The sequence below is a fragment of the Streptomyces sp. TLI_171 genome, from assembly GCF_003610255.1.
GTDB lineage: Bacteria > Actinomycetota > Actinomycetes > Streptomycetales > Streptomycetaceae > Kitasatospora.
The window spans coordinates 4243724-4267466 of record NZ_RAPS01000001.1; the positions used below are offsets into that span (position 1 = coordinate 4243724).

Sequence of the window (23743 nt, forward strand, 5' to 3'; positions counted from 1 at the left end):
ATATGTTGACATCCCCGGCCTCGGACTTGTTTCGGGGTTGGAGATTCCTTTTGAAGTAAAACACTAGCGAGGACGCAGTGCGCAGGGCCGCCTTATTCCGGTGGTTGCTGTGCCGCTCCCCGTGGAGACATTCACGGAGAGTTTGATCCTGGCTCAGGACGAACGCTGGCGGCGTGCTTAACACATGCAAGTCGAACGGTGAAGCCCTTCGGGGTGGATCAGTGGCGAACGGGTGAGTAACACGTGGGGAATCTGCCCTGAACTCTGGGACAAGCCTTGGAAACGAGGTCTAATACCGGATACGACCTTCTCCTGCATGGGGGTTGGTGGAAAGCTCCGGCGGTTCAGGATGATCCCGCGGCCTATCAGCTTGTTGGTGGGGTAATGGCCTACCAAGGCGACGACGGGTAGCCGGCCTGAGAGGGCGACCGGCCACACTGGGACTGAGACACGGCCCAGACTCCTACGGGAGGCAGCAGTGGGGAATATTGCACAATGGGCGAAAGCCTGATGCAGCGACGCCGCGTGAGGGATGACGGCCTTCGGGTTGTAAACCTCTTTCAGCAGGGAAGAAGCGCAAGTGACGGTACCTGCAGAAGAAGCACCGGCTAACTACGTGCCAGCAGCCGCGGTAATACGTAGGGTGCGAGCGTTGTCCGGAATTATTGGGCGTAAAGAGCTCGTAGGCGGCCTGTCGCGTCGGATGTGAAAGCCCGGGGCTTAACCCCGGGTCTGCATTCGATACGGGCAGGCTGGAGTGTGGTAGGGGAGATCGGAATTCCTGGTGTAGCGGTGAAATGCGCAGATATCAGGAGGAACACCGGTGGCGAAGGCGGATCTCTGGGCCATTACTGACGCTGAGGAGCGAAAGCGTGGGGAGCGAACAGGATTAGATACCCTGGTAGTCCACGCCGTAAACGTTGGGAACTAGGTGTTGGCGACATTCCACGTCGTCGGTGCCGCAGCTAACGCATTAAGTTCCCCGCCTGGGGAGTACGGCCGCAAGGCTAAAACTCAAAGGAATTGACGGGGGCCCGCACAAGCGGCGGAGCATGTGGCTTAATTCGACGCAACGCGAAGAACCTTACCAAGGCTTGACATACGCCGGAAACGTCTAGAGATAGGCGCCCCCTTGTGGTCGGTGTACAGGTGGTGCATGGTTGTCGTCAGCTCGTGTCGTGAGATGTTGGGTTAAGTCCCGCAACGAGCGCAACCCTTGTTCTGTGTTGCCAGCGAGTAATGTCGGGGACTCACAGGAGACTGCCGGGGTCAACTCGGAGGAAGGTGGGGACGACGTCAAATCATCATGCCCCTTATGTCTTGGGCTGCACACGTGCTACAATGGCCGGTACAAAGGGCTGCGATGCCGTGAGGCGGAGCGAATCCCAAAAAGCCGGTCTCAGTTCGGATTGGGGTCTGCAACTCGACCCCATGAAGTTGGAGTTGCTAGTAATCGCAGATCAGCATGCTGCGGTGAATACGTTCCCGGGCCTTGTACACACCGCCCGTCACGTCACGAAAGTCGGTAACACCCGAAGCCGGTGGCCTAACCCGTAAGGGGAGGAGCCGTCGAAGGTGGGACCAGCGATTGGGACGAAGTCGTAACAAGGTAGCCGTACCGGAAGGTGCGGCTGGATCACCTCCTTTCTAAGGAGCACATGGCCGGATGCGAGCGAATGTCTCGCACGGTTGCTCATGGGTGGAACGTTGACTATTCGGCACACACGGTGAAGACCGCTAGTACTGCCTTTCGGGGCGTGGAACGCGGTTCTGGGTCGGGTGTGTCGGGCACGTTGTTGGGTCCTGAGGGAACGAGTCTTCGTTGTCTCAGTGGTCGCCGGTCTCATGCGAGGCATCCCGGTTCGGGGTGTTGAGTTTGGGTGTCTGGTCGTTGTTTGAGAACTGCACAGTGGACGCGAGCATCTGTGGCCAAGTTTTTAAGGGCGCACGGTGGATGCCTTGGCACCAGGAACCGATGAAGGACGTGGGAGGCCGCGATAGGCCCCGGGGAGCTGTCAACCGAGCTTTGATCCGGGGGTGTCCGAATGGGGAAACCCGGCAGTCGTCATGGGCTGTCACCCATACCTGAACACATAGGGTATGTGGAGGGAACGCGGGGAAGTGAAACATCTCAGTACCCGCAGGAAGAGAAAACAACCGTGATTCCGGGAGTAGTGGCGAGCGAAACCGGATGAGGCTAAACCTGAGTGGTGTGAGACCCGGCAGGGGTTGCCACTTGGGGGTCGTGGGAGTGAGCTTGATCGGTCTGCCGGCCGGTCGGCGAGTCAGAAACCGTATGGGTAGTCGAAGGACATGCGAAAGGTCCGGCGTAGAGGGTAAGACCCCCGTAGACGAAATCTGTACGGCTTGCTTGCTCATTTCCCAAGTAGCACGGGGCCCGAGAAATCCCGTGTGAATCTGGCGGGACCACCCGCTAAGCCTAAATATTCCCTGGTGACCGATAGCGGATAGTACCGTGAGGGAATGGTGAAAAGTACCGCGGGAGCGGAGTGAAATAGTACCTGAAACCGTGTGCCTACAAGCCGTGGGGGCAGTCTTCGGACTGTGACTGCGTGCCTTTTGAAGAATGAGCCTGCGAGTTTGCGGTGTGTAGCGAGGTTAACCCGTGTGGGGTAGCCGTAGCGAAAGCGAGTCCGAATAGGGCGCCCATAGTTGCATGCCCAAGACCCGAAGCGGAGTGATCTAGCCATGGGCAGGTTGAAGCGCGGGTAAGACCGTGTGGAGGACCGAACCCACCAGGGTTGAAAACCTGGGGGATGACCTGTGGTTAGGGGTGAAAGGCCAATCAAACTCCGTGATAGCTGGTTCTCCCCGAAATGCATTTAGGTGCAGCGTCGCGTGTTTCTTGCCGGAGGTAGAGCACTGGATAGGCGATGGGCCTTACCGGGTTACTGACCTTAGCCAAACTCCGAATGCCGGTAAGTGAGAGCGCGGCAGTGAGACTGTGGGGGATAAGCTCCATGGTCGAGAGGGAAACAGCCCAGAACACCGACTAAGGTCCCTAAGCGTGTGCTAAGTGGGAAAGGATGTGGAGTCGCAGAGACAACCAGGAGGTTGGCTTAGAAGCAGCCACCCTTGAAAGAGTGCGTAATAGCTCACTGGTCAAGTGATTCCGCGCCGACAATGTAGCGGGGCTCAAGCACATCACCGAAGTCGTGTCATTGCAGCAATACTCCCAACGGAGGCTGTGATGGGTAGGGGAGCGTCGTGTGCCGGGTGAAGCAGCCGAGGAATCGAGTTGTGGACGGTTCACGAGTGAGAATGCAGGCATGAGTAGCGATACAAGAGTGGGAAACTCTTGCGCCGATTGACCAAGGGTTCCTGGGTCAAGCTGATCTGCCCAGGGTAAGTCGGGACCTAAGGCGAGGCCGACAGGCGTAGTCGATGGACAACGGGTTGATATTCCCGTACCCGCTTTGAAGCGCCAACGTCGAACCAGGTGATGCTAAGGCCGTGAAGCCGGCCCGGAGTCTTCGGACAAAGGGACGTGGTGGAGCCGCCGACCCAAGCCTGTAGTAGGTGAGCGATGGGGTGACGCAGGAAGGTAGTCCAGCCCGGGCGGTGGTAGTCCCGGGGTAAGGGTGTAGGCCGTGGGGTAGGCAAATCCGCCTCACATTAAGGCTGAGACCTGATGCCGAGCCGATTGTGGTGAAGTGGATGATCCTATGCTGTCGAGAAAAGCCTCTAGCGAGTTTCATGGCGGCCCGTACCCCAAACCGACTCAGGTGGTCAGGTAGAGAATACCGAGGCGTTCGGGTGAACTGTGGTTAAGGAACTCGGCAAAATGCCCCCGTAACTTCGGGAGAAGGGGGGCCATTGCTGGTGAGGGGACTTGCTCCCTGAGCTGGTGGTGGCCGCAGAGACCAGCGAGAAGCGACTGTTTACTAAAAACACAGGTCCGTGCGAAGCCGTAAGGCGATGTATACGGACTGACGCCTGCCCGGTGCTGGAACGTTAAGGGGACCGGTTAGTCACGATTCGTCGTGGCGAAGCTGAGAACTTAAGCGCCAGTAAACGGCGGTGGTAACTATAACCATCCTAAGGTAGCGAAATTCCTTGTCGGGTAAGTTCCGACCTGCACGAATGGCGTAACGACTTCTCGACTGTCTCAACCACAGGCCCGGTGAAATTGCATTACGAGTAAAGATGCTCGTTTCGCGCAGCAGGACGGAAAGACCCCGGGACCTTTACTATAGCTTGATATTGGTGTTCGGTTCGGCTTGTGTAGGATAGGTGGGAGACTTTGAAGCCGTGACGCCAGTCATGGTGGAGTCGACGTTGAAATACCACTCTGGTCGTGCTGGATGTCTAACCTGGGTCCGTGATCCGGATCAGGGACAGTGTCTGGTGGGTAGTTTAACTGGGGCGGTTGCCTCCTAAAGGGTAACGGAGGCGCCCAAAGGTTCCCTCAGCCTGGTTGGCAATCAGGTGTTGAGTGTAAGTGCACAAGGGAGCTTGACTGTGAGACTGACGGGTCGAGCAGGTACGAAAGTAGGGACTAGTGATCCGGCGGTGGCTTGTGGAAGCGCCGTCGCTCAACGGATAAAAGGTACCCCGGGGATAACAGGCTGATCTTCCCCAAGAGTCCATATCGACGGGATGGTTTGGCACCTCGATGTCGGCTCGTCGCATCCTGGGGCTGGAGTAGGTCCCAAGGGTTGGGCTGTTCGCCCATTAAAGCGGTACGCGAGCTGGGTTTAGAACGTCGTGAGACAGTTCGGTCCCTATCCGCTGTGCGCGTAGGAGTGTTGAGAAGGGCTGTCCCTAGTACGAGAGGACCGGGACGGACGAACCTCTGGTGTGCCAGTTGTCCTGCCAAGGGCATGGCTGGTTGGCTACGTTCGGGAGGGATAACCGCTGAAAGCATCTAAGCGGGAAGCCTGCTTCGAGATGAGCACTCCCACCTCCTTGAGAGGGTAAGGCTCCCAGTAGACGACTGGGTTGATAGGCCGGATATGGAAGCCCTGTAAGGGGTGGAGTTGACCGGTACTAATAGGCCGAGGGCTTGTCCTCAGTTGCTCGCGTCCACTGTGTTGTTCTGAAACAACGACCCACTCCGGTGGATAGTTTCATAGTGTTTCGGTGGTCATAGCGTGAGGGAAACGCCCGGTTACATTCCGAACCCGGAAGCTAAGCCTCATAGCGCCGATGGTACTGCAGGGGGGACCCTGTGGGAGAGTAGGACGCCGCCGAACAATCTTTCATGAAAGGGCTCCAGCCTCACGGCTGGGGCCCTTTCTGCATTTCTGCGGCCGGAGGACGTACGCTCGCGGGTATGCGGACTTCTGAGAACACGTCAGGTGCGGGCCGGGTCGAGAGCGTCGAGGTGCTGACGGAGGAGCGGGCCGGCGCGGTCCGGGAGTTGCTCGCGGGGGCGGCCCGGGTGGACGGGCGGGAGGCGGTGTCGGAGGCGGGGCGGCTGCGGGTGAAGGCGGACAGTCCGCGGGAGGGTGTGCGGCACCTGGTGCAGTCGGTCGGCCAGGAGGTCGTGGGGTACGCACAGGTCGAGGGGGTGCGGCCGGCGACGGTCGAGCTGACGGTGGCTCCGGACGCGCGCGGGCGCGGGCTCGGCGGTGCGCTGGTGCGGGCGGTGCTGGACGGGGCGGACGGGACGCTGGACTTCTGGGCGCACGGGGGGCTGCCGGCGGCCCGGCACCTGGCGCAGGTGCACGGGGCGGCGCTGGTGCGGGAACTGCGGCAGATGCGGCGCACGGCGGCGGCGCCGGACGCGGTGGCGCTGCCGGCGGGCGTGGAGCTGCGGACCTTCGAGCCGGGACGGGACGAGGAGGCGTGGCTGGCGTTGAACGCGCTGGCGTTCTCGCACCACCCGGAGCAGGGGTCGTGGACGGGGCGGGACCTGGCGGATCGGATCGCGGAGCCGTGGTTCGACCCGAAGGGGTTCTTCCTGGCGGAGCGGGACGGGCGGCTGGTCGGGTTCCACTGGACCAAGGTGCAGCCGGACGGGCTGGGCGAGGTGTACGTGGTGGGGGTGGACCCGGCGGAGCAGGGTAATGGTCTGGGGAAGGCGTTGACGGCGGCGGGTCTGCGGTACCTGATCCTGGAGCGCGGGCTGCCGACGGTGATGCTGTACGTGGACGCGGACAACGGCGCGGCCGTCCGGGTGTACGAGCGGCTGGGTTTCGCCGTCCACGAGGTGGACCTGATGTACCGGTGGGTGCCGACGGCGGGGCGCTGAGCCGGCGGGACGCGGCGGGTTGCGGGCGGAAGGGAGCGTCCGGTAGCAGCCACAGGGGTGACGGACTCAGCTTTCCTCCTGGCCATGCGGTGTTTACCGTGGATTCAATTGACGCCGCGAAGATCACAGAATGTCGGCCGTATTGCCCCGTCCGCGTCACCGCTCCACCCACCGCCCGGCCGGGCGGGTTCCGGCTTCGCCGGGCGGGTGGACGTGGGTCGACGAGGACGAGTCGCTTGCGGAGGCATGTCCCCCGGCCCGCCGGGACCGCGTCCTGCAGGAGGAGCTGGAACCGATGAGCATCCCCCGCCCCGTCTCCGACTCGGCCGCTTCGGCCGAGCGCAACACCGAGCAGAAGCCGGCCGTGCGGTCGGGTGTGAAGAGCGAGCCCCGGGCTGCGGCCAAGGATTCGGCCCGTGAGTCGAAGCCGCGGGCCTCGCGCGCCAAGGCGAAGCCGGCCGAGCCGGAGCCCGCGGTGGCCGAGCCGGTGCGGGTGGCGTCCACGGCGCTGCCGGCCGCGGTGTCGGCGGCGTTCCCGGGGGTCTCCGCCGACGGGCGGGGCGCGGAGGAGGGCGAGTTGCCGCAGGGCCGGTTCCTGGATCGTGAGCGCAGTTGGCTGGCGTTCAACGAGCGGGTGCTGGAGCTGGCGGAGGACCCGAACATCCCGCTGCTGGAGCGGGCGAAGTTCCTTGCGATCTTCGCGTCCAACCTGGACGAGTTCTTCATGGTGCGGGTGGCCGGGCTGAAGCGCCGGATCGCCACCGGGGTGGCCCAGCGCAGTGCGTCGGGGCTGCAGCCGCGCGAGGTGCTGGACCAGATCTGGCGCCGGTCGCGGGAGCTGATGGCCCGCCATGCGGCGACCTTCCAGCAGGAGGTGCTGCCGGACCTGGCGTCCGAGGGCATCGAGCTGGTGCGCTGGGCGGAGCTGGCGGAGACCGAGCAGGCCCGGCTGCACACGCTGTTCCGGCAGCAGATCTTCCCGGTGCTGACGCCGCTGGCGGTCGACCCGGCGCACCCGTTCCCGTACATATCGGGGCTGTCGCTGAACCTGGCGGTCGTGGTGCGCAACCCGGTGTCGGGGCACAAGCACTTCGCCCGGGTGAAGGTGCCGCAGCTGCTGACGCGCTTCCTGGAGGCCTCGCCGCAGCGGTACGTGCCGCTGGAGGACGTGATCGGCGCGCACCTGGAGGAGCTGTTCCCGGGGATGGAGGTGCTCGCCCACCACGCGTTCCGGGTCACCCGCAACGAGGACCTGGAGGTGGAGGAGGACGACACCGAGAACATCCTGAAGGCGCTGGAGAAGGAGCTGATGCGGCGCCGCTTCGGGCCGCCGGTGCGCCTGGAGGTCGAGGAGTCCATCGACCCGTACATCCTGGACCTGCTGGTGCGGGAGCTGAACATCACCGAGGCGGAGGTCTTCCCGCTGCCGGGGCCGCTGGACCTGACCGGTCTGTTCGGGATCGCCGAGCTGGACCGGCCGGAGCTGAAGTACCCGAAGTTCGTCGCGGGCACCGCTCGCGGGCTGACCGACGTCGAGTCGGCGACGCTGCCGGACATCTTCGCGGCGATGCGCGAGCGGGACGTGCTGCTGCACCACCCGTACGACTCGTTCTCCACCTCGGTGCAGGCCTTCCTGGAGCAGGCCGCCGCGGACCCGCACGTGCTGGCGATCAAGCAGACGCTGTACCGGACCTCCGGTGACTCGCCGATCGTGGACGCGCTGATCGACGCCGCCGAGTCCGGCAAGCAGGTGCTGGTGCTGGTGGAGATCAAGGCACGCTTCGACGAGCAGGCGAACATCAAGTGGGCGCGGAAGCTGGAGGAGTCCGGCTGCCACGTGGTGTACGGCCTGGTCGGGCTGAAGACGCACTGCAAGCTGTCGCTGGTGGTCCGTCAGGAGGGCGACACGCTCCGCCGGTACTCGCACGTCGGCACCGGCAACTACCACCCGAAGACGGCCCGGCTGTACGAGGACCTGGGGCTGCTGACGGCCGATCAGCAGGTCGGAGCGGACCTGTCCGACCTGTTCAACCGTCTGTCGGGGTACTCCCGGCGGGAGTCGTACCGGCGGCTGCTGACCGCGCCGCGCGGGCTGCGGGACGGGCTGGTCGCGCGGATCAACGGGGAGATCGCGCACCACCGGGCGGGGCGGCCCGCCTTCGTCAGGATCAAGGTCAACTCGATCGTCGACGAGGTGGTCATCGACGCGCTGTACCGGGCCTCGCAGGCCGGCGTGCCGGTGGACGTGTGGGTGCGCGGCATCTGCGCGATCCGGCCGGGCGTGGCCGGGCTGAGCGAGAACATCCGGGTCCGCTCGATACTCGGGCGGTTCCTGGAGCACTCGCGGGTGTTCGTGTTCGGCAACGGCGGGGACCCGGAGGTGTGGATCGGCAGCGCCGACATGATGCACCGCAACCTGGACCGCCGGATCGAGGCGCTGGTGCGGGTCACCGACCCGGCGCACCGGGCCGAGCTGAACGGGCTGCTGGAGCTGGGCGTCTCGGAGGAGACGGACTCCTGGCACCTCGGGGCGGACGGCACCTGGACCCGCCACTCGCAGGACGCCGAGGGCCGCCCGCTGCGGCACGTCCAGGACCTGCTGATCGACTCGCGCCGCCGCAACCGCGGCTCCGCCGCCGCGCGCTGAGCGGCACCCCGCCCGCGCCGGTGGATGCCCGGCGCGGGCGGACTGCACCCCTGGGGCAGGCCCAGGGAGGAAATCGGGGAGAGCCACAGCCATGACCGATGCGCCGACGACGGCCCCGGTGGCGCGCGCCGCGACCGCCGGGGAGGTCCTTGCCGGCTACCTGACCGCCCAGGCGGGCGCGTTCCTGCGCGCCCTGCCGCAGGCGGTCGGCGAGGCGGGGTCCAGACCGGGGGCGCTGCCGGCGTCGGCTCAGGCCGCGGACGACCTGCTGCGCGCGGTGCGCCGGGTCGGCGGCGCACTGCACACCTTCGCCGCCGCGTTCGACCCGGCCTGGGCGCAGGAGTCCAGGACCGAGCTGCGCTGGCTGCTGAACCTGCTGGCCCAGGAGCCGGGCTACCGGCGCCGCTCGACCCGGCTGCTGGGCGCGCTGGACTCGCTGGCCGACACCGCCCCGGACGGGGCGGGGATGCTGGCCGGGCACGCCGGCGCGCCGAAGGCCCGGGCGCTGCTGGAGCGGCAGTTGACGCTGGCCCGGACCAGGGCGCACACCGCGCTGCTGCAGGAGCTGCGGTCGGCCCGGCTGCACGCGCTGGCCGACCGGATGACGCTGCTGGCCGGGGACGTGCCGCTGGTGGCGCCGGCCGCGGCGGAGCCGGCCGAGGCGCTGCTGCCGCAGACCGGCACGGCGCTCGGCGCGCTGGTGGCGACCGCCGAGCGGCTGCCCTGGCAGCGGTCGGCCGAGGCGTACGCCGGGGCGGGCCTGCACCGGCTGGGCGGTCCGGTCGGCGAGCCGGGCACGGTGCCGGCGGCGCGGGGGTCGGCGGCGGACGCGGACGCGGCGCTGGCCGCGGACGACGCGCCGTGGCTGCGGGCCCGGATCCTGGTGAAGCGGGCCAGGTACGCGCTGGAGGTGTGCGGCGCGCCGGGCGGCGAACTGCTGGAGCTGGACCGGGTGCTGGGCCGCCACCAGGAGGCCTCGGACGCGGCGGCGACGGTGGCGACGGCGGCCCGCACCCCGCGGATCACCCCGGCGACGGCGTACGTGTTGGGCGTGGTGCACGCCGACCAGCGCCTCGACGTGGAGGCGGCCCGGTACGCTTTCGGGCGCCAGTGGCCGGCGGTGGCGCCCGGGCTGGTCGGGTCGGCCGCCGTGGTGGCGGACTGAGCCCCCGTTCCCCCGTTCCCTCGCCCGGATGGACCGCGTACCGCTGATGCCCGATCGTTCGACCCCGTCCCGCCGGGTCCGTCCGGCGCCGCCCACCGGTGGCCCGGCGGCCGGGTTCCGGTCGACGGTGCTGGCCGCCGGGGCGGTGCTGTGGGTGCCGGGACCGCTGCGCAAGAACGGTGGCCGGAAAAAGCCGCGGGTGGCGCTGGTGCACCGGCCGAAGTACGACGACTGGAGCCTGCCCAAGGGGAAGCTCGACCCGGGCGAGGGCTGGCGGGCGGCCGCGCTGCGCGAGGTGCTGGAGGAGACCGGGATGCGCTGCGTGCTGGGCCCGGAGCTGCCGGCCCAGCACTACCTGGCGCAGGGCCGGCCGAAGGAGGTCCGGTACTGGTCGGCGGTGCCGACCGGCGGGGCGTTCCGGCCGAACCGCGAGGTCGACCGGCTGGAGTGGCTGCCGCCGCGGCGGGCCAAGGAGCGGCTGACCCACCCCCGCGACCGGGTGCTGATCGACGCGCTGCTGAAGCTGCTGCTGGGCTGAGCGCGGTACCGCCGTCCGGGTGGTTCGTGCGGGGCGCCCGGGTGATCTGCCCGCGCCCGTGCCGTGACGCAACCGTTACTACCGGCCGCAGTTTCCTGACATCCGTCCGAGGTTCACTCCCCGTTCATTTGTGACCGGCTGATGCGTCACCTGTGCTGCCTAACTTCTGGATTACCGGAGGGCCGAAACGGGCCCCGGACCACAGCAAATCCGGTCGTTCGGAGACCGGCATTGCCTCAGAAAGGGACACCCTGTGAACCTGCGGAACGGCCGCTCCAAGGCCCTCGCCATCGGTGCCGTCGCGCTCGTCTCCACGCTGTCGCTGTCTGCCTGCGGCACGGACGACAACACCAAGACCACCGCTGGCGGCACCTCCTCCGGCGCGGCCCCGGCGGCCTCCATCGCGTGTGCCGACAAGGGCGGCCAGCTGCTCGGCGCCGGTTCGACCGCGCAGGGCCCGGCGATCGACGTCTGGAAGGCCGCTTACAGCGCCGCCTGCTCGAGCGCCACCATCACCTACTCGGGCGGCGGCTCCGGTGCCGGTGTGACCCAGTTCAACCAGGGCAAGATCGCCTTCGCGGGCTCCGACTCCGCCCTGAAGCCGGCCGAGATCGACGCCTCGAAGACCGTCTGCACCGGCGGCCAGGGCATCGACCTGCCGATGGTCGGCGGCCTGATCTCGATCGTCTTCAACGTCGACGGCGTGGACAAGCTGATCCTCGACGGCCCGACCCTGGCGAAGATCTTCGACGCGCAGATCACCAAGTGGAACGACCCGGCGATCGCCGCCCTGAACCCGGGCGTCAACCTGCCGGCCGCCGACATCCAGGCCATCCACCGCTCGGACGACTCGGGCACCACCGCCAACCTGACCGGCTACCTGGCCAAGGCCGGCGCCGGCGCCTGGAAGTACCCGGCCTCGAAGACCTGGGCGGCCCAGGGCGGCCAGTCCGCGAACGGCTCCGCCGGTGTCGCGGCCCAGGTCAAGCAGGTCAAGAACTCGATCTCGTACGTCGAGCTGTCCTACGCCCAGACCAACAAGCTGAACAGCGCCGCCATCAACACCGGCGCCTCCAAGCCGGTCGAGGCCACCGCCGCCAACGCCGCCACCACCCTGGCCTCCGCCAAGGTCGTCGGCACCGGTTCGGACCTGGCGCTGAACATCGACTACGCGACCAAGGAGGAGGGCGCCTACCCGCTCACCCTGGTCACCTACGAGATCGTCTGCGACAAGGGCAACAAGGCGGACGCCCTGCCGGTCCTGAAGTCCTTCCTGACCTACACCGTCAGCGACGCCGGCCAGCAGGCGATCGGCGCCACCGGCTACGTGCCGCTGCCGAAGGAGCTCGCCGGCAAGGTGAAGACCCAGATCGACGCCCTCGCCTGAGGCTGAGCGACGACCGGCCGGGCGGCCCCCGTAGGAGGGGGGAGGGGCTGCCCGGCCGGGCCCATTCGTCGAAACCGCACCACCCACCACAAGAACGTCCGGGGCACCGCCGCCAAGGTGCCGCCCTCCGCGGGGCAGCGCCGCCAGACCGGAGTAAACGATCATGACTTCTGCACCCCCCGCCGACGTGCGGGGAGGGACTCGACGCCGCCGCGACAGCCGCCGCGGCGACAGCGTGTTCTTCAACCTCTCCCGCGGTTCGGGCATCCTGCTGCTGGTCATCATGGCCGCCATCGCAGGCTTCCTGGCCTACCGCTCCGCGCTCGCCCTGAGCAAGAACCAGGGCAACTTCTTCACCACCTTCGAGTGGGCCCCGGACGGCACCCCGTCGGTCTTCGGCATCGCCGTCCTCACCTTCGGCACCCTGGTCAGCGCGTGCATCGCGATGCTGATCGCCGTTCCGATCTCGGTCGGCATCGCGCTGTTCATCTCGCACTACGCGCCGCGCCGGATCGCCCAGCCGTTCGCCTACCTGGTGGACCTGCTGGCCGCCGTCCCGTCCATCGTCTACGGCCTGTGGGGCGTGCTGTTCCTGGTCCCGCACATGGACGGCCTGACCAGCTGGCTGAACGAGTACCTCGGCTGGACGTACCTCTTCGGCCAGACCAGCTCGGGCGTCCCGCCGCGCAACCTGTTCACCGTCGGCATCCTGCTGGCGATCATGGTGCTGCCGATCATCACCGCGGTCACCCGCGAGGTGTTCCGGCAGGTCCCGCGGATGCACGAGGAAGCGGCGCTCGCGCTCGGCGCGACCCGCTGGGAGATGATCCGCACCGCGGTGCTGCCGTTCGGCCGCCCGGGCATCATCTCCGCGTCGATGCTGGGCCTGGGCCGCGCGCTCGGCGAGACCATCGCGGTCGCCACCGTGCTGTCCACCAACAGCAAGCTGTCGCTGCACCTGCTCGACCCGGGCGGCGGCACCTTCGCGCAGAACATCGCGCTGAAGTTCAACGAGGCCCAGCCGCTGGGCCGTGACGCCCTGATGGCGTCCGGCCTCGTCCTGTTCGTGATCACCCTGCTGGTCAACGGTGCGGCGCGCATGATCATCGCCCGCCGCAAGGAGTACTCGGGGGCTGCCGCATGAACGAGCGGAGCGAGTTCATCGTCCAGAGGTGCGCGTGCGCGAAGCGCTCGCCGAGCGTTGGCGAGGTGGGCGCATGAGCGCCATCACCGTCACCGACGCGACGCCTTCGGGCCTCAGCCACCGGCTGACCGCGGCCCGGCTGCCCCGCTGGGCGCCGGTCGGCATCGCCGCCGCCTCGATCGCGCTCGGCTGCGGCATCGGCGCCGCCGCCGGGCTGAAGAGCCACCTGCAGTGGGGCCTGATCTCGGCCCTGGTCTTCCTGGTCGTCAGCTACACGGTCTCCGCCTCGGTCGAGGGCCGCCGGCAGGCCAAGGACCGCTTCGCGACCTCGCTGGTCTGGGTCGCCTTCATCTGCGCCGTGGTGCCGCTGGTCGCCCTGACCTTCTACACCGTGCAGCAGGGCATCGGCGCGATCGACGGCGACTTCCTGAGCCACTCGATGAAGGGCGTCGTCGCCAGCACCACCGCGGACGGCGGCATCTACCACGCCATCATCGGCACCATCGAGCAGGTCCTGCTGGCCACCCTGATCGCCGCGCCGATCGGCCTGCTCACCGCCGTCTACCTGGTGGAGTACGGCCGCGGCCGGCTCGCCAAGGCGGTCACCTTCTTCGTCGACGTCATGACGGGCATCCCGTCGGTCGTCGCGGGTCTCTTCATCCTCTCGCTCTGGAACATCCTGCTCGGCTTCGAGTACTCCGGTTTCTCGGGCAGCCTCGCGCTGGCGATCCTGATGATGCCGGTCGTGGTCCGCTCGACCGAGGAAATGCTGAAGCTCGTCCCGAACGAGCTGCGGGAAGCCTCGTACGCGCTCGGCGTGCCGCGCTGGAAGACCATCCTGCGGATCGTCCTCCCCACGGCCATCGGCGGAATCACCACCGGCGTGATGCTGGCGGTCGCCCGCATCACCGGTGAGACCGCGCCCGTGATGATGCTGGTGTTCGGCGCCGACTTCATCAACAGCGACCCGTTCAACGGACCGCAGCAGTCGCTGCCGCTCTACATCTGGCAGCAGTACTCGCAGGTCAACAACGACTTCGGCTACGAGCGCGCCTGGGGCGCCGCACTGGTGCTGATCGCCTTCGTGATGGGGCTCAACCTGATCGCCCGGGGCATCGCACGCTGGCGTTCGCCCAAGGGCGGGCACTGACACCGACTGACGTACGAACAGACGAGAAGAGACGAAAGATCATGGCCAAGCGCATCGACGTCAGCGGACTGTCCGCCTACTACGGCTCCACCCGCGCCATCGAGGACATCTCGATGACCATCGAGCCCCGCTCGGTGACCGCCTTCATCGGCCCTTCGGGCTGCGGAAAGTCCACCTTCCTGCGCACCCTGAACCGGATGCACGAGGTGATCCCCGGCGCCCGGGTCGAGGGCAAGGTGATGCTCGACGACGAGAACCTGTACGGCTCGAACGTCGACCCGGTCGCCGTCCGCCGCTCGGTCGGCATGGTGTTCCAGCGGCCCAACCCGTTCCCCACCATGTCGATCTACGACAACGTGGTGGCGGGCCTGAAGCTGGCCGGCGTGAAGAAGAAGTCCGTCCTGGACGGCGTGGTGGAGAAGTCCCTGCAGGGCGCCAACCTGTGGAACGAGGTCAAGGACCGCCTGAACAAGCCCGGTGCGGGCCTGTCCGGCGGCCAGCAGCAGCGCCTGTGCATCGCCCGCGCGATCGCGGTCGAGCCCGAGGTGCTGCTGATGGACGAGCCCTGCTCGGCCCTCGACCCGATCTCCACCCTCGCCATCGAGGACCTGATCGGTGAGCTGAAGGCGCAGTTCACCATCGTGATCGTGACCCACAACATGCAGCAGGCGGCGCGCGTCTCCGACCGCACCGCGTTCTTCAACCTCGCGGGCGTGGGCCAGCCGGGCAAGCTGGTCGAGCTGGACGACACCCAGCGGATCTTCTCCAACCCGCAGGTCCAGGCCACCGAGGACTACATCTCCGGCCGCTTCGGCTGATCGGCCCCTGCCGGGAAGAGCTGCTTCGCGGTGCTGCATGGCGGTGCCGCCGCGGAGCTGAAGGAAGGGCCCGCCCCCGTGCTGTGGGGGCGGGCCCTTCCGCCTTCTGACCTACCCGTCCCGCGGACGGGCCTGACGTACGGTCAGAGGAAGATCAGATTGACGATGCCGTACATCGCGGCGGCCACCAGGGCCGCGGCCGGCATGGTGATGAACCAGCCCAGCACGATGTTCTTCGCCACGCCCCAGCGCACCGCGCGGATCCGCTTGGTGGCGCCCACGCCCATGATCGCCGAGGTGATCACGTGGGTGGTGGAGATCGGCGCCGCGTAGACGAACGAGGTGATGTACATGACCGTCGAGGCGGTGGCCTCGGCCGCGAAGCCCTGCGGCGGGTCAAGCTCGATGATCTTCCGGCCGAGGGTGCGCATGATCCGCCAGCCGCCCGCGTAGGTGCCAAGCGACAGCATGGTGGCGCAGGAGAGCTTCACCCAGATCGGGATGTCGTTGCCGCTCTGGTGACCCGAGATGGTCAGCGCCATCACCACGATGCCCATGGTCTTCTGGGCGTCCTGCAGGCCGTGCGCCAGCGCCATCGCCGCCGCCGAGGCGGTCTGCGCCACCCGGAAGTTGCGCTTGGCCCGGTGCGGGTTGGTCTTCCGGAAGATCCACAGGATCGCCAGCATCACCAGGAAGCCGCCGATCAGACCGACCACCGGCGAGACGAACATCGGGATGATGATCTTGTCGACGACGCCGCTCCAGATCACCTCTGTGCCGCCCGCCAGCGCCGCTCCCACCAGGCCGCCGAACAGGGCGTGCGAGGAGGAGGACGGCAGGCCGAAGTACCAGGTCACCAGGTTCCAGGTGATCGCGCCGACCAGGCCGGCGAACAGGATCGCCATTCCCTGGCTGCCGCTCGGCGTCTCGATGATGCCCTTGGAGACGGTCTTCGCGACCCCGCTGCCGAGGAAGGCGCCGGCCAGGTTCATCACCGCGGCCATCGCCAGCGCGGCCCGCGGGGTCAGCGCCCGGGTGGAGACCGAGGTGGCGATGGCGTTCGCGGAGTCGTGGAAACCGTTCGTATACGTGAAGAAGAACGCGACGCCGATGACGGCGATCAGTGCTGCCATGTCCACGGAGGTCAGGACTCCTTGACCGCGATGGTCTCCACCGTGTTGGCCACGTGCTCGAACGCGTCGGCGGCCTCTTCCAGCACGTCGACGACCTGCTTGAGCTTCAGCACCTCGATCGCCTCGTACTGGCCGGAGAACAGGTGGGCCAGCAGCTTGCGGTGGATCTGGTCCGCCTGGTTCTCCAGCCGGTTGACCTCGATCCAGTACTCGGTGAGGTTGGACATCGACCGCAGGTTGGGCATCGCCTCCGCGGTCAGCTCGGCGGCCCGGGCCAGCACCTCGATCTGCTGCTCGATGCCCTTGGGGAGGGTCTCGATGTCGTACAGCACTACCAGGTCGACGGCCTCCTCCATGAAGTCCATGATGTCGTCCAGCGAGGACGCCAGGTTGTAGATGTCCTCGCGGTCGAACGGGGTGATGAACGAGGAGTTCAGCTGGTGGAAGATCGCATGGGTGGTGTCGTCCCCGGCGTGCTCGGCGGCGCGCATGCGCTCGACGATCTCCGCGCGGGCGGACACGTCCGAGCCCAGTAGTTCCAGGAGGAGCTTCGATCCGACGACCAGGTTCTCCGCAGCCGCGGCGAACATGTCGTAGAAGCTCGTCTCCTTCGGGGTCAGGCTAAAACGCACGGATATCTCCGATGTGCGGGGTCGGTACTTGACGATGCTAGGCGCACGCCCACAGTGGATGGACACGGGGTTGCCGACGCGCGCCCTAAGTGTGTCCCAGGACACGCCGGTTTGCTCCCGCCCTGCACGGGGATCTCTGACCTGACGCCCGGACGGCGGAACAGCGATCCGGCGCCACGTGTTGGAAGATGTGCCGAGTACCGAGACCTGGAGGGCGGACCGGATGACCACGATCGACACCCCGAGCACCGACAGCGCACCGGCCTGCCACGGGGCGCCGTCGGCCACCGGGCCGCACGGCTACAGCGGCGAGAAGGAGGCGCACCTCAAGCGGCTGCGCCGGATCGAGGGTCAGGTCCGCGGCCTGCAGCGGATGGTCGACGAGGACGTCTACTGCATCGACATCCTCACCCAGGTGTCCGCCTCCACCAAGGCCCTGCAGTCCTTCGCGCTCTCTCTGCTGGAGGAGCACCTGCGGCACTGCGTGGCCGCCGCGGCCGCCGCCGAGGACGGCGGCGAGGAGCTGAACGCCAAGGTCGCCGAGGCCAGCGCGGCCATCGCCCGACTGCTGCGGACCTGACCCGGCCCGCCGCTGACGCCGCAGCAGGCTGACGGGCGGTCAGTGCGCCGGCTGCTCGGTGCCGGGCTCGCCGTCCCCCTCCCGGCGGGCGAGCAGGACCTCGTCGATCTGCTCGGCGGCCAGCCGCTCCGCGCGGCTGGCCGAGGCGGCGATCATTAGCTCGCCGGTCAGGTCGATCTCGTCCAGCGCGGCTCTGTCGTGGCCGGCGGCGCCGCTCTCCCCGGATGCCATGGCCTCCACCCCTTTCCGCGCCCCGTCCGTGCACCGCCGCGCCTGTCCCGCCCGCTACCAGCGTAGGGAGCGGGCGGCCGGGCCACATGGCACGGACGGGCCATCTCTGCCGTCCGAAACGGGTGGGGAGGTCACTTCGGCGAGGGGGACGCCTTCATCGAGTAGATGTCGGCGGCGGCGGGCTCGGCGGCGTCCACCGGCTTGCCGAACTCGGTCAGCGCCAGCGTCGAGACCACCTTGACCTGGTCCTTCGCGGCCGTGGACCCGGCCACCCCGGCGAAGGTGAAGTTCTCCACCACCTTGTGCAGCCGGCCCTGGCCGTCCAGCCACACCTCGTACGGGACCTCCTTCACCGTGAAGGTCTGGCCCGCCATCCGCAGGCCGTCCGCCCCGCGTCCGCCGGTCGCGTCCGCCGCCTTGGCGAGGTCCAGGACGCCCTTGAAGTGCTTGAGCTCCACGCCGTCCACCGTCTCGGAGCCGACCAGCTCGGCGGTCTGCGCGCCGCGCAGCGCGCCCGCGGCGGTGGCCGGGTCGGTGGCGCCGGAGCTGACCAGGTTGCCGTCCGGGAGCTGGCGGACGTCCAGCTTCACCCACTTGCCCTCGGGGATCTTCGCGCCGCTGTTCTGCAGGTAGACCGTGCCGGGCAGCACCACCTCGGTGATCTTCCCGGTGGTGGCGGCGCCGGGCGGGACGTCGATCTCCAGCCGGCCCAGCCGCTTCACGTAGTCGTAGCCGCCGGCGCCGTTGAACACCGCCTTCTTCTCGGCGGACTCGGTGGTCAGCTCGGTCACCGCGTGCGCCGAGCCGGTGCGGCCGGTGATGTCGGCGGCCGAGCGGACCGCGGTCAGCGGGTCGGCGGACAGCTCGTCCGCCGAGCTGCCCCGGGTCTCCCCGCCGCCGGTGCAGGCGGACAGCACGGTGACGAGCAGGGCCGCGGCAGCGGCAAGGTTGAGCTTCTTCACTTCTTCGACAACCCCCTCGGGCCCCGGATGACCCGGCAAGCAGCCGCCCCGGATGGGCAGAGCGCTTGCCAGGCAAACGAGTTGGGGCGCGGAAGGTTACGCGACCGTTCACCGGACACGCGTTTCGCCGCGCCGCACGCGCGGGTTACGGTGAAACACGTGGCAGAGCAGCGGCCGGAGGCGACCGGCACCGCGCCGCGGGCCGACCACCCCGAGGAGCACCGCACCGAGGTGGTCGAGCGCGGCTCGTTCACCTTCGCGCAGTGCAGCTGTGGATGGTTCGCGCCCGGGCGGCGCTCCCGCGACAAGGCCCGGCGGGACGCCGCGGAACACCTGGCCGACCCCGGCTGACCGGGAGCCGTACCGGCTCAGGCCGCCAGATCGGAGTCCCGGTCGGCCCCGCGCCGGTCCGCCCGCGTTTGACGGCGGGTCGGCGCCTCCGGCGCGCGCCCCTGCCGCCGGCGGCCGGAGCCGGCCGGCGGGGCGGCGACCACCAGCGGCCGCAGCGCGGTGCGGGACAGAGCGTGGCAGAGCGGCACCAGGACCGCCATCGCGATCGGCGCGAGCAGCAGCACCACGGCGGTGGCCAGCGCGTAGCCGCCGAGCACGTCGGTCGGGTAGTGCACGCCGACGAACAGCCGGCAGAAGCCCTGCAGCAGGGCGAGCGCGCCGGCCGCCACGCCGAGCCTGCGGTTCACCAGGAACAGCGCGACGGCGATGCCCATGGACATCGCGGAGTGGTCGCTGACGAAGGAGAGGGTGTCCTCCTTGCCGGGGACCAGCACGTCCAGTTCGGGGTGGTCGACGAATGGGCGGGGACGGTCGACGATCGCCGAGATCGGCAGGTTGGCGAGCTCGGAGACGGCGACGGCCAGCGGCGCCCACAGCACCCCGGCCACCGCCACCGGGGCGTCCGGGCGGCGGCGGGCGCCCAGCCAGGCGACCAGCCCGATCGCTGCCAGGCCCAGCAGGATGCCGTACTCGGCGGTCCAGGCCACCAGCGAGTCCAGCCAGCCGGGCGCGTCGGCGGCCAGCCCGTTGACGGCCTTCAGCAGCTCGAGGTCGGGGTCGCCCGAACCGGCTGCCGCGTCGGCGAGCAGCGTGGGCACGCCGCACCTCCCTGTCCGCGCTCCGCAGTGGTTCCCGGCCGGGTGCTCTTCCGGGTGCGGAGGACCCGGGCAGCATCCTGAGTCAACGCGATCAAGGGCGTCGTGGTTTCCGGTGAAACGCGGTGTTATGCAAAATTGACTGACTGTCCACCACTCATGCACATGACCAATGAACGGATCGTCAGCCGACCTTCGGGGCCTCGGGCTTCGTGATGGTCCCGTTGTCCAGGTTGCGGTTGGGCAGCGCGGCGGCCCCGTCCGAGGTGACCCGGGTCGCGCCGATGTAGTCCTTCTGGTCGATGGTGTCGTAGCGGACCTTGGCCCCGGTGTGCGGGGCGTCGATCATGTAGCCGCCGCCGACGTAGATGCCGACGTGGTGGATGGTCCGCGGATCGTCCAGGTCGTTGGCGAAGAACACCAGGTCACCCGGCCGGAGTTGGTCCCGCGACGGGTGCGGCCCGGCATACCACTGGTCGTTGGCCACCCGGGGCAGCTCGATGCCGACGCTCAGGTACGCGGCCTGGGTGAGGCCCGAGCAGTCGAACCGGCCGCTCTCCCACGTCTTCCCGGTGCCGCCCCACAGGTAGTCGGTGCCGAGCTTGCTCTGCGCGAACCAGATCGCCCCGGTGGCCTCCCGGGACAGCGCCAGCTGCACACCGGCCGAGACGGGCGCGGTGAAGGACTTGGCGAGCGCCTGGATGCTGCGCACGTAGCCCTGGGTCTCCTTGTACGGAGGCACCCCCTGGTACTTGAGCACCGGGTCCGTGCCGGCGTTGTAGGCGGCCAGCATGTTCGCCTGCCGGTCCCCGGGGACGTTCGCGATCCACTTGGCGATGCGGCAGTCGTAGCTCGCGGCCGAGGCGATCGCGTCGAGCGGGTTCCACGGATCCCGCTTCCCGTCGCCGTCGCCGTCCACGCCCTCCTGCACCCAGGTTCCCGGCATGAACTGTGCGAGGCCCTCCGCCCCGACCTGGCTCTTCGCCTGCGGGTCGAACCCGCTCTCCTGGTAGAGCTGCGCCGCCAGCAGCGGTGCGGAGATCTCCGGGCAGAGCCGGCCCCAGTTCTGGATCTGCGGCCGGAACGCCGCGGGCACCGTTCCGGCGGACAGCGCGAGATCGCCCGAGGAGCGTTCGGGAACCCCACTCGCCGCATACGTCCCGAGCGTCACCACGCCGACGAAGCCGATGGCCACCACCGCCGTCGCGGCACCGGCCAGCCGAGCCTTCCGGAGCACCATCCAGCACCATCCCCGACGGAGCGTCAGCTGCCATGTCCTGTTGCGTCATTGCCCGGTGCAATCATCACAGATACCAAGGACGGGCAGTATCCTCGAACCACCGGACATCCTGGCGGAGGTGTCGGGACGGCGGCGAGCAATCCGCGAGAAGCAGCCAAGTCGACGTCAGATCCGGCCAAGAATAGGACCTGCCCCTTCGCTCGACCGTGGTCCGGGGCCTTGAATTTCCTGAGCGGGCGGTGAGATGGGATGAACCTGAACGTGGACAGCACAGTGATCCGGCACTTGGCGGAGGACCCGCCGAAGAAGGCCGACATCGACACCATCATCGGCGGCATCGCCCCCGACTGGGGCCCCTTCGCCTCCCTCGGCTCCTCGGCCCGGGTGATGGTCCAGGTCGTGATGGCCGTCGCCATCCTGGCCTGCCTCGCGCTCGCGATCTGGGGCGCCGCCAAGCAGCGGATCGGCGCCACCGCGATGCGCGACACCTTCAGCGCCGAACAGGGCAAGGGACTGATCATCGCCGGCCTGACCGGCGTGTTCATCATCGGATCGCTCGGCACCCTGTTCACCATTGTGTACGGCATGGCCATCTGACGATCGGACAACTCCCGCTCCACCGGCCCGATCCGCGCTCCTGAGCCTGCCCACCCACCCCGACACCGAGAACCACCCGTCACGCCACCGCGCGCCCCGCGCGGTGGCGCCGCACCAGGAGGGCCCCGTGCCGTTGTCCGACGACCAGCCGCACACCCGTACGCGGCTACCGGTCGCCGAACAGACCGCCCCCGTGACCGGCCGTCAGGCCCGGCCGCTGCGCACCCTCCTGACCGTCCTCGCCGTCGTCACCCTGCTGGTCGTCGCCGTCTCGATCGCCAACCGGAGCAAGCCCGACCCCGGCCGCAGCACCGGCGCCACCTCCGGCGACCGCGCCACCGCCGCCACCCCCGACCGGACCGCCGCCAGCGGACAGCAACCCGCCACCGGCACCGCGAACGGCATCGCCACCGGCTACCCCCACACCGAGCAGGGGGCGCAGTCGGCAGCCGCCAACTACGCGGTCGCCCTGGGCTCCACCGAGATGTTCCGCACGGACGGCCGGCGGACCGTGCTGGCGACGCTGGCCGATCCGACCGTGCTGCCCGCCCTGCAGACCCGACTGGACGAAGCGTTCTCGCCGGAGACCAACGCCCGGTACGGGCTCGATGCCCAGGGCAAGGCACCCAAGAACCTCACCTTCATCAGCCGCACCGTGCCGGTGGGCGCGGACCTGACGAACTATTCGGACACCGGGACCAAGGTCGACGTGTGGTGCAACTCGCTGCTCGGTCTGACCGGCCTGACCTCGACCGTCCCGGTCACCGAGAACTGGTACACGCTCAGCGTCACGCTGCGCTGGACCGGAAGCGACTGGAAGCTCATCGACTACGGCCGGAAGGCAGGCCCGGCTCCGTTGCCCGCAGATCAACAGGCCGCGACCTCGGAGGAGATCACGGGTGCCGTCCAGCAGTTCGGAGGTTTCCGCTATGCGCGGTGACGGAGCGGGCGGTGGCCGCATCCGCCGTGTCGCAGTCCTGGCGGGGGCCACCGCCGTGCTGCAGATGGCCATGCTCGCGGCCGCCCGGATCGTCGCAGCCGAGCCGAGTCCGACCCCGAGCCCCAGCTCGACCTGCAAGGTGGACGTTCCGGTACCTGGCGCCGACAAGCTGTGCGCTCCGCCCGGGGCGACGGTGATTCCTGGGGGGGATTCGGTTTCTTCGGTGACGGATCCGTTGGGGTCGTTGGCGAAGGGGTGTGCGCAGGCGGCGGCCTGGGTGGTGCGGCAGCTCTCGGGGGCGATCGACGGGACGACCAAGGTCGACTTCACGAATGCGGCGTTCCTGCAGCAGTACGCGGTGGTGTTCGCGGTGTCGACGGTGGTGACGCTGGTGCTGTGGCTGCTGGCGGTGACGAAGCGGGCGGTGCGCGGGGCGCCGTTGGGCCAGGCGTTCGGCGAGGCGGTCGGGTTCCTGTGGTTGACGGTGATCGCTTCGGCGTTCACGCCGCTGATCCTGTACACGGTGGTGACGGTCACCGACGGGCTGACGGACGCGATCGCGGTGGGGACGAAGTCGGACACCGGGACGTACCTGGGCGGGTTCGCGGACACCCTGGAGAAGGGGAGCATCGGCGGCGGCCCGCTGATCCTGATCATGGTGTCGCTGGTGGCGGTGCTGGCCGCGGCGGTGCTGTGGATCGAGCTGGTGATCCGCGCGGCGATGCTGTACGTGGGCGCGCTGCTGGGGACGGCGGTGTACGCGGGGCTGGTGGACAAGCAGCTGTGGAAGCACGTGCGCCGGTGGGCGGCGATGATGCTGGCGATCGACCTGGCCAAGCCGATCATCGTGATCATCCTGGGGCTGGCGGGCGCGGTGGCGACCGGCGCGGGGGCGGACGACGACTTCGCGCGGGTGCTGAGCGGGCTGGCGATCCTGTTCCTGTCGATCTTCGCGAGTGCCGCGGTGTACCGCTTCGTGCCGGGCTTCGGCGACGAGTTGATGGCGATGCGGGGGGCCCGGGCCAGTGCGGTGCAGGCGGGCAGCGCGATGATCAACGGGCCGGCGAACTTCGTGAAGCAGGGCATCTCGACGCACGGTTCGCGCGGCGGCCCGCAGGCGGCGAACGCCTCGCCGGGCGCGGGCGGCGGCGGGGTGGGGTCGGGCATCGCGGCGCACGCGGCCCGTCCGGCGAACCCCGGTCCGCCTCCGCAGTCCTCCGTCCAGGCTCCGGTCAACAACCCGAAGGGAGGGTGAC

Annotated in this window: 19 protein-coding genes and 3 rRNA genes; 16 read left to right on the forward strand and 6 right to left on the reverse strand. The window is 68.4% G+C overall.

The window, feature by feature from the left end:
* Window positions 1-130 precede the first annotated feature (130 nt).
* From BX266_RS19460 to pstB, 11 genes are all read left to right on the forward strand, one after another.
* Window positions 131-1647, forward strand: a 16S ribosomal RNA gene (locus tag BX266_RS19460).
* A 280-nt stretch (window positions 1648-1927) separates the two neighbouring features.
* Window positions 1928-5034: ribosomal RNA gene (locus BX266_RS19465) — 23S ribosomal RNA — on the forward strand.
* Window positions 5035-5099: 65 nt separating this feature from the next.
* Window positions 5100-5216, forward strand: a 5S ribosomal RNA gene (gene rrf, locus BX266_RS19470).
* Together the 16S, 23S and 5S rRNA genes form the textbook arrangement of a ribosomal RNA operon.
* An 80-nt stretch (window positions 5217-5296) precedes the next feature.
* Entirely contained in the window at window positions 5297-6217 is a 921-nt protein-coding gene (gene mshD, locus BX266_RS19475; protein ID WP_099901560.1) for a mycothiol synthase, read from the forward strand.
* A 295-nt stretch (window positions 6218-6512) separates the two neighbouring features.
* Entirely contained in the window at window positions 6513-8864 is a 2352-nt protein-coding gene (locus tag BX266_RS19480) for an RNA degradosome polyphosphate kinase (protein ID WP_099901561.1), read from the forward strand.
* Window positions 8865-8955: 91 nt separating this feature from the next.
* A complete protein-coding gene (locus BX266_RS19485; protein WP_099901563.1) occupies window positions 8956-10029 on the forward strand; it encodes a CHAD domain-containing protein in 1074 nt (357 codons plus the stop codon).
* A 46-nt stretch (window positions 10030-10075) separates the two neighbouring features.
* Window positions 10076-10567, forward strand: a complete 492-nt coding sequence (locus BX266_RS19490; protein ID WP_099908059.1) for an NUDIX hydrolase — start codon at window positions 10076-10078, stop codon at window positions 10565-10567.
* 253 nt (window positions 10568-10820) lie between these two features.
* Window positions 10821-11954 carry a phosphate ABC transporter substrate-binding protein PstS gene (pstS, locus tag BX266_RS19495; protein ID WP_099901564.1) on the forward strand — a complete coding sequence of 378 codons (1134 nt, stop codon included), beginning with the start codon at window positions 10821-10823 and terminating at the stop codon, window positions 11952-11954.
* Window positions 11955-12117: 163 nt separating this feature from the next.
* Window positions 12118-13098, forward strand: a complete 981-nt coding sequence (gene pstC, locus BX266_RS19500) for a phosphate ABC transporter permease subunit PstC (RefSeq protein WP_099901566.1) — start codon at window positions 12118-12120, stop codon at window positions 13096-13098.
* 73 nt (window positions 13099-13171) lie between these two features.
* Window positions 13172-14248, forward strand: coding sequence for a phosphate ABC transporter permease PstA (gene pstA / locus BX266_RS19505; protein ID WP_099901568.1), 1077 nt, complete (start codon window positions 13172-13174; stop codon window positions 14246-14248).
* Between the two features lie 41 nt (window positions 14249-14289).
* Window positions 14290-15066 (forward strand): phosphate ABC transporter ATP-binding protein PstB, encoded by a 777-nt coding sequence (pstB, locus tag BX266_RS19510; protein WP_099901570.1) that lies wholly within the window; start codon window positions 14290-14292, stop codon window positions 15064-15066.
* Window positions 15067-15209: 143 nt separating this feature from the next.
* On the opposite strand, the gene BX266_RS19515 is transcribed toward pstB, so the two are convergent.
* Entirely contained in the window at window positions 15210-16205 is a 996-nt protein-coding gene (locus BX266_RS19515; RefSeq protein WP_099901572.1) for an inorganic phosphate transporter, read from the reverse strand.
* A 5-nt stretch (window positions 16206-16210) separates the two neighbouring features.
* Window positions 16211-16831, reverse strand: a complete 621-nt coding sequence (locus BX266_RS19520) for a DUF47 domain-containing protein (RefSeq protein WP_014137429.1) — start codon at window positions 16829-16831, stop codon at window positions 16211-16213.
* Window positions 16832-17054: 223 nt separating this feature from the next.
* Here BX266_RS19520 and BX266_RS19525 point away from each other — a divergent pair, with 223 nt between their 5' ends.
* The gene (locus tag BX266_RS19525; RefSeq protein WP_099901574.1) at window positions 17055-17411 is read left to right on the forward strand and encodes a metal-sensitive transcriptional regulator; all 357 of its coding nucleotides are present in this window, start codon (window positions 17055-17057) and stop codon (window positions 17409-17411) included.
* 39 nt (window positions 17412-17450) lie between these two features.
* On the opposite strand, the gene BX266_RS19530 is transcribed toward BX266_RS19525, so the two are convergent.
* Together BX266_RS19530 and BX266_RS19535 are read right to left on the reverse strand one after the other, a co-directional pair.
* Window positions 17451-17642: a hypothetical protein gene (locus BX266_RS19530; protein WP_099908061.1), complete on the reverse strand. Its 192-nt coding sequence runs from the start codon at window positions 17640-17642 to the stop codon at window positions 17451-17453.
* 131 nt (window positions 17643-17773) lie between these two features.
* Window positions 17774-18604: a hypothetical protein gene (locus BX266_RS19535; RefSeq protein ID WP_099901576.1), complete on the reverse strand. Its 831-nt coding sequence runs from the start codon at window positions 18602-18604 to the stop codon at window positions 17774-17776.
* 159 nt (window positions 18605-18763) lie between these two features.
* Between BX266_RS19535 and BX266_RS19540 the strand changes: the two genes are divergently transcribed.
* On the forward strand, window positions 18764-18955 hold the full coding sequence (locus tag BX266_RS19540; protein ID WP_099901578.1) for a hypothetical protein: 192 nt from the start codon (window positions 18764-18766) through the stop codon (window positions 18953-18955).
* A gap of 17 nt (window positions 18956-18972) precedes the next feature.
* On the opposite strand, the gene BX266_RS19545 is transcribed toward BX266_RS19540, so the two are convergent.
* Both BX266_RS19545 and BX266_RS19550 read right to left on the reverse strand, forming a co-directional pair.
* Complete coding sequence (locus BX266_RS19545) at window positions 18973-19713, reverse strand: phosphatase PAP2 family protein (protein ID WP_099901580.1); 741 nt, start codon at window positions 19711-19713, stop codon at window positions 18973-18975.
* Window positions 19714-19894: 181 nt separating this feature from the next.
* Complete coding sequence (locus BX266_RS19550; RefSeq protein WP_099901581.1) at window positions 19895-20950, reverse strand: bifunctional lytic transglycosylase/C40 family peptidase; 1056 nt, start codon at window positions 20948-20950, stop codon at window positions 19895-19897.
* Between the two features lie 249 nt (window positions 20951-21199).
* Here BX266_RS19550 and BX266_RS19555 point away from each other — a divergent pair, with 249 nt between their 5' ends.
* The 3 genes from BX266_RS19555 to BX266_RS19565 all read left to right on the forward strand — a co-directional run bounded on the left by BX266_RS19555 (window position 21200) and on the right by BX266_RS19565 (window position 23742).
* Window positions 21200-21547 (forward strand): hypothetical protein, encoded by a 348-nt coding sequence (locus tag BX266_RS19555; protein WP_259464761.1) that lies wholly within the window; start codon window positions 21200-21202, stop codon window positions 21545-21547.
* Between the two features lie 127 nt (window positions 21548-21674).
* A complete protein-coding gene (locus BX266_RS19560) occupies window positions 21675-22487 on the forward strand; it encodes a hypothetical protein (protein WP_099901583.1) in 813 nt (270 codons plus the stop codon).
* 64 nt (window positions 22488-22551) lie between these two features.
* The gene (locus BX266_RS19565; protein ID WP_099908066.1) at window positions 22552-23742 is read left to right on the forward strand and encodes a hypothetical protein; all 1191 of its coding nucleotides are present in this window, start codon (window positions 22552-22554) and stop codon (window positions 23740-23742) included.
* Window position 23743 lies beyond the last annotated feature (1 nt).

Bases quoted from the DNA above. Each gene is read 5' to 3' on its own strand.
- BX266_RS19485 (WP_099901563.1), top strand. From the start codon at position 8,956: ATGACCGATGCGCCGACGACGGCCCCGGTGGCGCGCGCCGCGACCGCC.
- pstC (WP_099901566.1), top strand. From the start codon at position 12,118: ATGACTTCTGCACCCCCCGCCGACGTGCGGGGAGGGACTCGACGCCGC.
- BX266_RS19480 (WP_099901561.1), top strand. From the start codon at position 6,513: ATGAGCATCCCCCGCCCCGTCTCCGACTCGGCCGCTTCGGCCGAGCGC.
- BX266_RS19490 (WP_099908059.1), top strand. From the start codon at position 10,076: ATGCCCGATCGTTCGACCCCGTCCCGCCGGGTCCGTCCGGCGCCGCCC.
- BX266_RS19525 (WP_099901574.1), top strand. From the start codon at position 17,055: ATGACCACGATCGACACCCCGAGCACCGACAGCGCACCGGCCTGCCAC.
- BX266_RS19550 (WP_099901581.1), bottom strand. From the start codon at position 20,950: ATGGTGCTCCGGAAGGCTCGGCTGGCCGGTGCCGCGACGGCGGTGGTG.
- pstB (WP_099901570.1), top strand. From the start codon at position 14,290: ATGGCCAAGCGCATCGACGTCAGCGGACTGTCCGCCTACTACGGCTCC.
- BX266_RS19530 (WP_099908061.1), bottom strand. From the start codon at position 17,642: ATGGCATCCGGGGAGAGCGGCGCCGCCGGCCACGACAGAGCCGCGCTG.
- mshD (WP_099901560.1), top strand. From the start codon at position 5,297: ATGCGGACTTCTGAGAACACGTCAGGTGCGGGCCGGGTCGAGAGCGTC.
- BX266_RS19555 (WP_259464761.1), top strand. From the start codon at position 21,200: ATGAACCTGAACGTGGACAGCACAGTGATCCGGCACTTGGCGGAGGAC.
- BX266_RS19565 (WP_099908066.1), top strand. From the start codon at position 22,552: ATGGCCATGCTCGCGGCCGCCCGGATCGTCGCAGCCGAGCCGAGTCCG.
- pstA (WP_099901568.1), top strand. From the start codon at position 13,172: ATGAGCGCCATCACCGTCACCGACGCGACGCCTTCGGGCCTCAGCCAC.